Source organism: Larkinella humicola, from assembly GCF_008727875.1.
Taxonomy (GTDB): domain Bacteria; phylum Bacteroidota; class Bacteroidia; order Cytophagales; family Spirosomataceae; genus Larkinella; species Larkinella humicola.
This window is the reverse complement of sequence record NZ_VTWS01000004.1, coordinates 164,692-176,740: the sequence shown is the minus strand read 5'-3', so window position 1 is coordinate 176,740 and position 12,049 is coordinate 164,692. Positions and strand designations below refer to the sequence as shown.

At 50.3% G+C, this 12,049-nt stretch carries 11 protein-coding genes and 1 pseudogene; 6 read left to right on the top strand and 6 right to left on the bottom strand.

From position 1 onward, the window contains the following. The first annotated feature begins 184 nt into the window (after positions 1 to 184). Positions 185 to 574 (top strand): hypothetical protein, encoded by a 390-nt coding sequence (locus tag F0P93_RS16710; RefSeq protein ID WP_150877881.1) that lies wholly within the window; start codon positions 185 to 187, stop codon positions 572 to 574. Between the two features lie 53 nt (positions 575 to 627). On the opposite strand, the gene F0P93_RS16705 is transcribed toward F0P93_RS16710, so the two are convergent. Next, a complete protein-coding gene (locus F0P93_RS16705; RefSeq protein WP_150877879.1) occupies positions 628 to 1,494 on the bottom strand; it encodes an aldose 1-epimerase family protein in 867 nt (288 codons plus the stop codon). 70 nt (positions 1,495 to 1,564) lie between these two features. On the opposite strand from F0P93_RS16705, the pseudogene F0P93_RS16700 reads away from it, so the two are divergent. The 3 genes and pseudogenes from F0P93_RS16700 to F0P93_RS16690 form a co-directional block, all read left to right on the top strand. Beyond that, a pseudogene (locus F0P93_RS16700) lies at positions 1,565 to 2,821 on the top strand (TCR/Tet family MFS transporter); the annotation flags it as partial. 7 nt (positions 2,822 to 2,828) lie between these two features. After that, positions 2,829 to 3,344, top strand: a complete 516-nt coding sequence (locus F0P93_RS16695; protein WP_150877875.1) for a hypothetical protein — start codon at positions 2,829 to 2,831, stop codon at positions 3,342 to 3,344. Between the two features lie 364 nt (positions 3,345 to 3,708). Next, positions 3,709 to 4,401: a class I SAM-dependent methyltransferase gene (locus F0P93_RS16690; RefSeq protein ID WP_150877873.1), complete on the top strand. Its 693-nt coding sequence runs from the start codon at positions 3,709 to 3,711 to the stop codon at positions 4,399 to 4,401. A gap of 45 nt (positions 4,402 to 4,446) precedes the next feature. On the opposite strand, the gene F0P93_RS16685 is transcribed toward F0P93_RS16690, so the two are convergent. The 3 genes from F0P93_RS16685 to F0P93_RS16675 form a co-directional block, all read right to left on the bottom strand. Continuing rightward, positions 4,447 to 6,675: a DUF7133 domain-containing protein gene (locus F0P93_RS16685; RefSeq protein ID WP_150877871.1), complete on the bottom strand. Its 2,229-nt coding sequence runs from the start codon at positions 6,673 to 6,675 to the stop codon at positions 4,447 to 4,449. A 97-nt stretch (positions 6,676 to 6,772) separates the two neighbouring features. After that, a complete protein-coding gene (locus F0P93_RS16680) occupies positions 6,773 to 7,963 on the bottom strand; it encodes an acyltransferase family protein (protein WP_374756776.1) in 1,191 nt (396 codons plus the stop codon). Positions 7,964 to 8,073: 110 nt separating this feature from the next. Beyond that, positions 8,074 to 8,907, bottom strand: coding sequence for an Fpg/Nei family DNA glycosylase (locus F0P93_RS16675; RefSeq protein WP_150877869.1), 834 nt, complete (start codon positions 8,905 to 8,907; stop codon positions 8,074 to 8,076). Between the two features lie 283 nt (positions 8,908 to 9,190). Here F0P93_RS16675 and F0P93_RS16670 point away from each other — a divergent pair, with 283 nt between their 5' ends. After that, positions 9,191 to 10,129: a DUF8428 domain-containing protein gene (locus F0P93_RS16670; protein ID WP_150877867.1), complete on the top strand. Its 939-nt coding sequence runs from the start codon at positions 9,191 to 9,193 to the stop codon at positions 10,127 to 10,129. 82 nt (positions 10,130 to 10,211) lie between these two features. Here F0P93_RS16670 and F0P93_RS16665 read toward each other — a convergent pair whose 3' ends face one another. Then, complete coding sequence (locus F0P93_RS16665; RefSeq protein ID WP_150877865.1) at positions 10,212 to 10,568, bottom strand: LytTR family transcriptional regulator DNA-binding domain-containing protein; 357 nt, start codon at positions 10,566 to 10,568, stop codon at positions 10,212 to 10,214. A gap of 87 nt (positions 10,569 to 10,655) precedes the next feature. Further along, positions 10,656 to 11,033 carry a LytR/AlgR family response regulator transcription factor gene (locus F0P93_RS16660; RefSeq protein ID WP_150877863.1) on the bottom strand — a complete coding sequence of 126 codons (378 nt, stop codon included), beginning with the start codon at positions 11,031 to 11,033 and terminating at the stop codon, positions 10,656 to 10,658. Between the two features lie 210 nt (positions 11,034 to 11,243). Between F0P93_RS16660 and F0P93_RS16655 the strand changes: the two genes are divergently transcribed. After that, positions 11,244 to 12,026: a response regulator gene (locus F0P93_RS16655; RefSeq protein WP_150877861.1), complete on the top strand. Its 783-nt coding sequence runs from the start codon at positions 11,244 to 11,246 to the stop codon at positions 12,024 to 12,026. Positions 12,027 to 12,049 lie beyond the last annotated feature (23 nt).

Sequence of the window (12,049 nt, the reverse complement as noted above, 5' to 3'; positions counted from 1 at the left end):
CACGACAGGAGCTTTTCGCATAAATAAAAGACCCACAATTCTGATATTATTTTCTTTTCGACTCCAACCTATTGGCCTGCCAATCGGGTCTTTGAATAGCAGAAGGTCATTCATCAGAACCACTCGTTTCTGGTAGCAAAATGAAGATTCTGCATTCACTTACTACTTTAAACCTGGCAACTTTATGAAGACTTTACTTTTCCTCTTCGTGGCCTGTACCCTTCTGTTTTCGTGTGCAGAAATCAAACCGGCCATTCGGGTTAAATTCGTCAATTTGACCGGCAAGACCCTGACTCACGTTCAGACCACGAAAGGATCAATAGGGACGCTTATGCCTCAGGCTACCAGCAAAGAGGTTCGTTTTCAGGAGTTAAAATCAATGACCCATCCTCAACTGGAAATTAAATTTTCGGCTGAAATAGATGGTCAAAAATACATCCAATTACCTGAGCATTTATTATTTGACCCAATGTCCGCTTCTCAATCACCAGGCAAGTATCTATGTGAAATACGACTTTCAACAACCCCTACTCAAATTAATGGTTTTTTCATAAAGTGGGTAAAACAATCTTGACGGTTAGCCTTTGCCAGCCATTAGTGATTGTCACGCTTTTTAAGCGGAGGTCATTATACCCCAATCGTATACCCGGTTTCAAACAAACCATTCGGCTCAACGTGCTGAATGGCTTCTTTTTCTTCGAACGGCACGGGCGTTCCCTCGCGGTCGGCACAGCCCAGCCAGGGTTCGATGCAGACAAACTTCCCGCCCGGTTTGGCCCAGATGCCCAGATATGGAAACGCCGGAAAGCTAACCGTTACGGCATGATCGTGGTTGCGGCTCCGGATCGTTACGCTCCGGGAAGCCAGGTTTTTGAACACCAGCGCGTCGTCATTGAATAAATCGGCGGTCAGCGGCAACTGTTTGTCGACGGTCAGAACCGGCTCGGTTTCGCCCGTAAAATAGCCTTTGGCCGACAGCATGTGGCGTTCCAGCGGTTCTTCGTTCTGAAATTCCAGGTAATAATCCTCGTATTTTTCGTTCGGAAAAAACGGCACCGCAAAGGCCGGGTGCGAGCCCACGGAGAAATACATCCGTTTGTTTTCCCGGTTGAAAACGCGGTAAATAAGCGTCAGCACCTGGTTATCGATCTGGTATTCGATCTGGAAATCAAATTCATAGGGGTAAACCGCCCGTGTTTTTTCGTTGGATTTCAGGGAAAAACAGGCCTTGGTTGGTGTGGCTTCAACCACCGCAAATTCAGATTGCCGCGTAAAACCGTGCCGTTCCATCGGATATGGTTCTCCTTCGACGATAATCTCGTTGTTCAGGCAGCCGCCCACTACCGGAAACAGATTCGGCGCGTGCCAGCCCCAAACTGCCGGATCGGCCTGCCAGAGGTGTTCAAGGCCCGTTTTTTTGTTATAAATGGAGGTTAGTTCAGCGCCCTGGGAACGGATGCTCACTTTGATAAAGTCGTTTTCGAGTGTTGTCATCGTCGGAATGAATGGTTTCGGCAAGTTCGTGACAAAAATGGGCAGAAAGCCGTAACTTTGGGCAAAATTTTACCGCATGGCTCCACAACGCAACCGGGCGCTGACGTTCATCTTCATTACCATTCTGATTGACTGCACGGGCATTGGCGTAATCGCTCCCATTGTTCCCCGATTGATTGAAGAACTGACCGGCGGGGACCTCAGTGAAGCATCGCAGTATGGCGGCTGGCTTACGTTCTCGTACGCCATCATGCAATTTGTATTTTCCCCAATTCTGGGCGGTTTAAGCGACCGCTTTGGCCGACGGCCGGTTCTGCTGATTTCGCTCTTCGGCCTGGGCCTCGATTATGTCTTCTGTGCCTTCGCGCCCACCATCGCCTGGCTATTCGTGGCCCGGTTTATTGCCGGCGTTTGCGGAGCCAGTTTCACGACGGCATCGGCCTACATTGCCGACGTCAGTCCACCGGAAAAACGGGCGCAGAACTTCGGTTTGGTCGGCGCAGCTTTTGGGCTGGGGTTCATCGTGGGTCCCATCATCGGCGGGGTTTTCAGTCAATACGGCAGCCGGGTTCCCTTCATGATTTCGGCGGGGCTGTCGCTCCTGAATTTTATCTACGGGTATTTCATCCTTCCGGAATCGTTGCCCCAGGAACACCGCCGGACATTTGAATGGAAACGGGCCAATCCGATTGGTTCGCTGGCTCGGCTGAAGCGGTATCCAACCATCCTGGGTCTGGTCAGCACGATGGTGTTGCTGTACATTGCCGGTCAGGCTCCCCAATCGACCTGGACGTATTATGTCATCGAAAAATTTCGATGGAACGAAGCGTGGGTAGGCTATTCGCTCGGCTTCATCGGGCTGAGCGTGGCCATTGTTCAGGGCGGTTTGATTCGGGTGGCGATTCCGAAACTAGGGCAGCGAAAGGCGGTTTTTACCGGAATGATCTTCTCCATCATTGGGTTCACGCTGTTTGCGTTTGCCACGCAGGGCTGGATGATGTTTGCGTTTATGATTCCGTATGCACTGGGCGGTTTGGCGGGCCCGGCCGTTCAGGGGCTCATTTCGTCGCAGGTGCCGCCCAACGAACAGGGCGAACTTCAGGGTGCGCTGACGAGTCTGGCGAGCATGACTTCCATCGTTGGCCCCTTGCTAATGACGCATTTGTTTGCGTATTTTACCAAACCCGAAGCGCCGGTGTATTTTCCGGGAGCGCCCTTTCTCATGGGCGCGGTGTTGACGCTCATCAGCGTCTTTTTAGTGGCAAAGGCCTTGGGAGCTGATCCAGTACTGGTACCCAAAACGGAAGAAGCATCTTCCCGCCTTTAACCACAATATGCAATACCGTACGATTTACGACATCGCTGCCCAAGGCTACGAAGAGTGGTTTTTTGCATACATTTCTGCCGGATTTGCTATCGCAACGCTTATTGTTTTCCTCTTTTTTCGGACCTGGAAACACCGGAAGGTCCTTCTCATCGTTACCTGTGTTCTTGCTGCGGTCACTGTTGGGATACCCTATTGGGATTACACCCATCTGAAAAGCAAGTTGGAAGACCCGAACTGCCTGAAAGCCGAGGGCATTGTAACCGGCTATTGGGAGAAAATCTGGCGCGACAAAGATGCCAGCAACAAATGGCAGAATTACCATTATGAGAGCTTCATGGTCAATAACGTGAAATTTGGCTATTACATCCGGGGAGGAGGCAGTGCGGCTGGTTTTCAAAACAATAATGCGGTTCGAATTCCGATTCGCGACGGAATGTACATGCGGGTTCATTACTACGACGAACCCGTCATCACCGATGGAACGGTTAATAACCGGATTCTGAAGCTGGAAGTCGCCCCGTGAAATAACGATCTTCTGAGTTTGTGTCTCACAAGCCTTTCCGGCTTGCCTGTGGATAACCCCGGGTGCAACCCGGGGCCATCCCGGAGCCATCCGGACTCTCCTCACCCGTGCTCCTGCCCCGGTTGCTCCCCTCATTGTGCGTGCTCCTGCCCCGGGTTGCACCCGGGGTTATCCAGAGGTAAGTCCTTTGGACTTGCTGTGACGACGATCCTCCTTTCCCACTTGTCGTTCAGTACGTAGAAGTACCTGTTTTGAAGAATCCGTACATTCCCTCTAAAAAAAAGCCGCGCCATCCGCCACCTTTGTAGCGTCGAAAGACACAGCAACAACAACTACTGAACAACAAGAACAACAACACGTACTAATGAAAAAGCAAGCCTGGGCCGAATCGTGGGAAGATTCGAACACCCGCTTTCACCGTCCGGACGTTCACCCGTACGTACTGAAACACCTGACGCCGTTTGCGTTGATGGAAAAGTCGATTTTTGTGCCGCTCTGCGGCCGGTCGCTCGACCTGATGTATTTCAGTCAATTTGCGGAACGCGTCGTGGGTGTGGAGAAGGTTGAGAAAGTGATCCTGCAGTTTTTTGCGGAAAACCAGCTTGCGTATGAAAAAGTCGGGGAGCGGTATATCTCGAACAATCTGACCATTTTTTGCAAAGATCTGTTCGCCTTAACGCCCGAAGAAGTCGGTGAGATTGACCTCGTTTACGACCGGGCTTCGTTGGTTGCGTTACCGCTTCCCCTGCGGGTCGAGTACCTGCAAAAAATGGAAGAACTGACCGCACCGGGTACGGAGTATTTTCTGAACACGCTGGAATACGCACCGGCCCTAAACACGGCACCGTTCAGCATTGCCCCGGAAGAGGTCTACGGGTATTTTCCGAATTACGTCATTAAGCACGTCGAAAGCCCCGAAGTTCCCCACCACCGCCTGATGCGGAACTATGCACTGCACTTCCTCCGGGAGCACGGTTTTATGATGCGAAAACTGCATGACGCGTCGTATGCGTCGCTAATCGAATCGGCCAACCGAAGTTTCTACGCGTTTTCGTAACGTCGTATCCGCTTCCGTCTGCCGGTTTTCGAGATCCCGAAACGGTTAGTTCACCAGTTCGTCCAGTGTCCAGGCTTTCTGTCGTCCGGCGGTTTGGTCCCGAACCGCTTTTACATCAGCAGGTCGCACGCCGGGATTCTGATTATTGCCGAATTCGTACCGGATGTAGCTCAGCACGGAAGCCAGCCACTCGTCGTCATTGGCCCCCATGGCCGGCATGCCATCCGGGTAAGTTTGTCCGTCGATCGGGCCGGAAAGACCATGTAGCAAAATCCGAATCGTAATGTCTTTGTTGCGGTTACGAACACGCTGTGAACCCAACAAGGGAGGAGCCGCTTTGCTTTCCAAACCTTTTCCATCCGAACCGTGGCAGGTCGTACAGAGCGACTTGTAAATAGTCGCCCCGCTTAGCACCAGCTTCCGGTCGGTTTCATCCAGACTCCCCAGCCGTCGTCCGAATTTCTTAACATCCTCATTTTTATCCAGGCTTTTCTGCGCGCGGGCCACCATTTCGTTGTCGGGAGCCAGGGCAATCACTTCCTGCGCCAGGGCTCTGGCTCTGGAAGACGAACTGTAGGACAGCGAAAGCACCACCTGCGTGCGGACATCAAAACTCGGATCGGTTTTCAGGTCATCCAAACGAGCCAGCAAAGCCGCATCGTTTTGTTTCAGGTACGGTTCACTCAAGCGAACCGCAGCCCTCCGCACCTGCGCATCGTTATCAGCTAAATCCTTCATAATCATCTCCTTATCCAGTGCGTTCAATCCTTCGAGCGTCCATAATGCATGAAGCCGACCCAGGGCCGAGTTGGCTTTCTGGCCGGTAGCCATTGCTTTCAGCACCGGAACGACGGTTTGATCATTCCGCACAATCAGCTCTTTCTGGGCGTTATCCCGCCACCAGCCGTTGGCGTGGTCCAGATGCGTAACCAATTTGCTGCTGGCTTCCTCCAGCATCTGCGGTTTAGCCCCCGGCTTGAGTCCGTCGTGTACCAGGCGGTAAATCCGGCCATGCTGAATATTTTTGTCCAACCCCAACCGGGTGATTTGCGGGCGGAGATAGCTGTCCGCACGCGTCCAGTTGCCTTCCTGAATGATGCCCCGGTTCATATCGACTAAATACAGGCAACCGTCCGGCCCGGTATACATATTGACCACACGAAAATTCATGTCGGTCGACGCAATAAATTCTTCGTTGTGATACGCGTTTTCCAGCGTCGTTTTGCCCGCCTTGTTGCTCACTTTTGCCCGACGAATCAATCGACCGACCGGTTCGCTGATCAACAAATCGCCCGACAAATCGGATGGTAACCGGTCTCCCCGAAAAACTACCTGGCCGCAACTTGCCGTAAAGTGGTTCAGGGTCGTGTCTGCCGTCCGGATGCGGTGTAAACCGCCCTGAACATCCGGTGTTTTGATAATAGGCCAAACCGCATTGAATTCTTCACGGTACTGATCCTTAAATTCCATCCGGCCATAGATCGGGTTAATCTGAAAGCCCAGCGCCGGAACTTCGCCACCCGCCGACGAGAAATACAGTCGTCCGTAGTTGTCGTGCGTCAATCCCCACTGCCCACCGGAACCGCTCGGGATGGAATCTGCTTTTAACTGACCGTTGGTGTAGCGAAACCGCACCGGGTCAACGGTGACGTAAATCCAGTTGTCCAGATTCCAGTCCAGTCCGCTCCGTTGGTGTTCCAGGTTACCGGGCGCTTTTTTGCCCGGGTTAAAAACCGGTCTCTTCTGATCGGCAACGCCATCGGCGTTTGTATCCTTGTAACTGTAAATATCGTAGGTATCGGTTTCATTGACCAGCAACTCGTGGCCTACACAAAGTAGCATTCGGGGCAACAGCAGTTTATCGATAAATATGGAGCTTTTGTCCATTTTTCCGTCGTTATCGGTGTCTTCCAGCAGCATCACCCGGCTTGTCGGCTCATGTTCGCGGGAACCGTCCACATCCTGCATGTAGGTATTCATCTCCACGACATACATCCGGGCATTGCCATCCCAGGCCACGGCCACCGGCTCGTGAATCATCGGTTCGCTGGCGACCAGTTCGAGGTGATAGCCTTTGGGCAAACGGAATGAGTTCAGGCTTTGCTCAGGCGTCAAATGGGCCGGTGATGGGTTAGCCGTAAACACCGGAACCGTTTCAACGGGTTGGTTTGTTGTGGTTTGTGCCGTTTGCGGAGCATTTTTCCGGGACACCTGACAGGTAACGGCCAAAAGGGATACCGCCAGAATACCGCTGATCCAGATCGATTTTTTCATGGGTTTAAAATGGAATTTCTGTGGTGACAAATCCAGCACTGGATAGAATACGTTTTTCCTGCCGTTTGGTCTATGCTGATGGCGGTTGAAACTGATTTTAAACCCGGATAAACAGTTTCTTTTTGTACATCCAGTACAAAATAAGCCAGAAAACCACCAAGGCGGCACCTCCGCTGGCCAGAGGTTCATACGCTCCGAACTGTTCGAAGACCGACTGCCCCAAATGCGTTTTGAAGGTATCGATGATAAAATGGTCGATGAGGTGAACCAGGCAGTAAATGGCAATGGAGTTCATGCCGATCACAACGAACGGAAACGCCCAGCCGCGCCATTGCCGCACATCAACCAGGTAGTAGAAAACCGCCAGCAGTAAAAAACACCAGCCACCACTGAACAACACCCAGCCGGGCGTCCAGATTCGCTTGATGGAAGGACTGATGCCCGTGATGGTCAACAGCCAGCCCGTTGCCAGACCAATGGCACCGGCGATCAAAAACCGCTTTAGAATTTCGCCATGCGGCAAACCGGCCCGCAGCCATCGCCCGGCCTGCAAGCCCAGCACCATCGTTCCCAGGGTCGGAATAAAGCTCAGGGTTGCGTAGCCTCCCCCATTGAACAGAAACGTTTTGGCGCGGGGAAACAGGTTCAGAAACCAGGTATCGAAGGCCCAGGCCAGGTTGCTGTTTTTGTTGAAATGAGCGGCTATACCGGTTTTATGATTCGGCCAGTCGGCGGGAACGCCCACGGCTTCGTATGAAAAACCGGGGCCGGGCAAAGGATACAGCACGAACGCCAGCCAATACCCAACCAGAATGGCGGCCAAGGCGATCCAAACCGTACGTGTGGGCCGGAAACCCAATAAAAAAAGGAATGGATAGCCCAAGCCGATTTGCGTCAGGGTGTCTTCAAACGTGAAATTAGTCTGTTCACGGCCAACCGAACGCAGAAAAATACCGAGCAGAATCAGGATTAGGGAGCGTCGCAACGTTTGGGCAAACATCACGCCGAACGGTTCGTTTTTGGCCTGTCGACTAGCGATGGAATACGGCAGGGCCACGCCCACCAGAAACGAAAACGATGGCTGGATCAAATCGTGCAGCGTACAGCCAAACCAGTCAACGTGATCCTGGTGGTGCGCCATGAAACGCCAGAACGAACTGTCGGGCAAGGCTTCCGAGATTCGGCCGTAGTGGAGGATTTCGGCAGCCATCAGAAACATCACAAAGCCGCGATAGGCGTCCATCGACATCAGTCGACCGGCACGAAATTCAGGAAGTACAGTAGCCAAGGTGGTTCAGGATTAGGAAATCGCAAGAACGGGATTTTTTTGATGCGTCCACCGACTCCAGTCTGTGTTTTTTCGGTTCGACACTTCCCTGTTATTCAGAAAGGCCGATTTCAGGAAATATGCTGATCGCCCGGGCAAAAATATGTTGTTCGCCCGCCGACTTCAATCTTCTCGATCCTGGTACCGCACCGGGGGCAGAATTTGTGAGCTTCCACGTCGTCGTAAGGGGAGTTGTCCCACTCCCGGACGTGTATCAGAAAGCCAGCCGGGAAATCACGGTAGTGGGCTTCGTGGCGAATGGCGGTGGTCAACACCAGCCGGATGGCGTCGTAAAGCTGCCGGATCGCGTCATCAGTCAGGCGTTCCGTTCGCGTTTCGGGATGGACTTTTGCCTGAAATAGTACTTCATCGACAATCCAGTTTCCCAAACCGGCCACGGTAGTCTGGTCCATCAATACCGGCTTAATGAGGGCTTTTTTACGACGAACCTGTCCCGCTAGCTCAGAAAAAGTGATTTCTAACCCGTCTTTACCAATCTTTTTCCGTTTTAAATACCTATCTATGTCGCTGATTAAGCCAATGCGTTCAAATTTTCGCGGACAAATGAAGCCTAAATTGAAGCCGTTCCGGAAGTGAAATACAATCCGGGCATACTTCGGCCGGTCCAGTGAGGAGTGATAATAGTCCAGGTCGCCCGTCATGCCGAAATGCATGTGAACGATCACCGGTTCGCTAATTTCGCCGGGGCCGTCGGTTGCCACGAAAAGATTTTTTCCCACCCGGTGGGTGCCGGAAAACCAACGCCCCACCAGTGCTTCCTGTAAGGTGGCAAAATCAGTGGTCAGCAGTTTGGGATCTTCGACTTCGATGGATTCGATGGCTTGGTTGAGGGACGACGTTTCCAAATAACGCCGGTAAATCTCGACCTCGGGTAATTCAGGCATAGTCGGGAACTAATTGACCTTTTAGCAATGTTTTACTAATTCCTATAACATTTTCCGCTTTGACAGTGTTATAATTAATAGTCCGGTTGATAACGAACGTGCTCTGAGTCAGGAGATAGTGTTTTACTAAAATTTAATTCCGTAATACACTAACTCTACAGAGGCTCCCGTTATGGTTACAATGTAGTCGTCTTTTTAACCCTAACATGATTGAATGACAATAATTTACTCAATTTTTTTTGTTTAATTCTGTCTAATTCAATTCAAACCGCACAAAGTAGTTATGGAAAACAATAAGCCAAAAGCAAACGGAGCGCTCGTAGCAGCCTTAGTTATTATGACCATTCTGGCCGGTGTGTCCAGTTATCTGTTGTACGAACAGAAAGAAGTGGGTAAAAATCAGGAAGCGACGATTGCCACCCGCGTAGAGGAATTAGCAACCACCCGGACGAGACTGGATTCTATCTCGACGGCTTTGGATGCTAAAATTGCTGAAGTAAAAAAACTGGGTGGTGATATTACGGATCTGGAGCGTGTTAAAGCGGATCTGGAACGCGACAAAGCGAGCCTTCGGAAAGGGCAACGGATTTCGATTGCTAAATACGAAGCAAAAATCAAGCAATACGAGGCCTATCTGGTAGAAAAAGATACGCTGATTGCCCAACTGAAAACCGAAAACCAGGTGTTGGCTACCAACAACCAGACGCTGGCTGATGCCAATACGACGCTACAGACGGAGAAACAATCCTTGCAGGATTCGGTGACTAACATTGCGACAGTCAATAAGGATTTGGCCGAAAAAGTAACCCGCGCTTCCGCACTGAAAGCCCAGAATGTTCGGGTGTTCGCGTTAAATTCACGTGGGAAACAACGTGATGCAACGGAGGATGAAGTGAAATCAAAGCGTGTGGACAAGCTGAAAGTGGTCTATATGCTGCCCGAAAACCCGTTGACCAAACAGGAAGAGAAAGAAGTATTTGTTCGGGTTCTTGACCCAACAGGTGCTGTGGTTTCCGATATGGCCAATGGCTCCGGAACGTTCCAGGTTAATGGGCAGGAACAGGTGTATACCGTGAAACAAACGGTTCCGTTCACCAACAACAACCAGAACGTGGAACTAACCTACAACCGGGGTACGGTACCTTACAAAGCCGGAAAATACACCATCGAGTTTTACTCAGAAGGTTTCCGGATCGGCGAGGGTTCATTTGCCATCAAGTAAACGATTCCATACACACCATAAAAAAGGCGCGGTACTCAACAGTATCGCGCCTTTTTTATGCTTTATCATTTCGCTACATTACTCAGGAAATTAGCGCTTGCTGGAATCGATTCCATTTTTGCAAAATTGTCTTGGTTTTTTGGCGACTCACCGCCAGTATGCGCCCGGAAATTAGCTCAATTAGGGGCGATGGAAAGTGGGGCATCTCGGCCGGATAAAACCGGTATATAATTCCCGGATTGATCAAATAGCTTTCATTAATTCGCCAGAAATCGGGCAATTGCTTTTCCCAGTCATTGAGTGAATCGGCAATGGATACACACTGTTGGGTGTTATGGTCAAAATAGATAATCCAGGTCTGTTGCCCCTCGTTGTGAAGGTAAAAAACGTTTAAAAGGTCGACCTGATGCTTGAAGTTGGGGTCATTGATTGACAGCATAGTGTTCTATTTACGATTCTGACAGAGAAATAGATTTTACTTCTAATCTTTGACCTTTTCAGGATCAAATGTTCGTTTAGGGGTATTTCATGCGTTACTCAGCAATTCAGAAATGACTTCCCATCGACGCCGGGACACGGGTACCACGGTTCCATTGAGCAAATGAATCGCTCCTAAACCGGTTTTCAAACGCTCCACCCGTTCAATATACTCACAATTGACAATGCTGTTGCGGTGAACCCGAACAAAACTGTTGGCCGGTAACATCCCCGCCAGTTGCTTCAGGGTCTTGGGCATGATAATGGACGGGCGGTTTCGCCAATGTAACCAGGTATAATTACCATCTCCCTGCAAACAAACCAAATCAGATGCCTGAAAAACATGCTGCCGGGAGCCCCGAAAATATAATTGTAAGACAGAATCAGAAGCAACTGACCCTGAAGAAGTGGAAGCGGGAATTAACATACTCTAATTTTATAGGTAAAGGGTGCAAATACAGGAAGTTATTGAATAATTGTGCAAATATACTTTCCCAATAATAAGATGTAGGCAAATGGTTACTAACGACCGGTATTGGTACCTGAACGGTTGATTTTGGTAAGGCAAGAAAAAGAATCTGTTTCCCTTTTAGTATCAGTAATAATCTGTAATTTAACATCCTTACCCGGTTGAGGCATGGAGAAGGAGCAGATCCACATATTAGTAATTGAAGACGAGGCCGTTCTGGCCATGGATTTATCCGATACACTGGAAGAAGAAGGTTATTATGTAGTCGGTATTGCTAACAATGGCCGAAAAGCACTGGAATTGTTTAAAACGCAGCGGGTCGACCTGGTGGTATGCGACATTCAACTGAAAGGGGACTGGGACGGCATCGAAACCGTTGGGCAAATACAGACTGTGCGACCCGTGCCGGTGATCTACACAACGGCCCTGTCTGATAAAAGCACGCTGGAACGGGCAAAACAGACCCTCCCGGCCGCCTACCTGACGAAGCCCGTCATCATCAGTAACCTTCGCATTGCGATGGAATTGGCCCTTCATAATTTCAGTCACAAACAGGAACTGGCAGTTGCGGATGAAGCCGTTGAGCTAAACAGCATTCTGGAAAAAGATTCACCGTCCCGGGAAACCATTCTTCGCATCGACAACCTCATTTTCATAAAACACAACTACCAGTTTGTTAAAATTCTGCTGGAAGACATTCTGATTCTGGAAGCCGACGGCCCTTATACCACCATCGTTACCAACGACCGGAAATATGCCATCCGATTGACGCTTACCACCCTCCTGGAACGTTTGAGCGAAATGCAACTGGCTCGTGTTCACCGGTCTTTTGCGGTTCATATCAAAAAAGTTGAAGGATTTTCGGACCGTGAAATAACGATTGGAAAGCACATTATCCCCCTGGGACGGCAATATAAACAGGCGTTTATCCAGCAATTCCAGATTTGGTAACGAAATCGAGTTTGTTGCTTGAT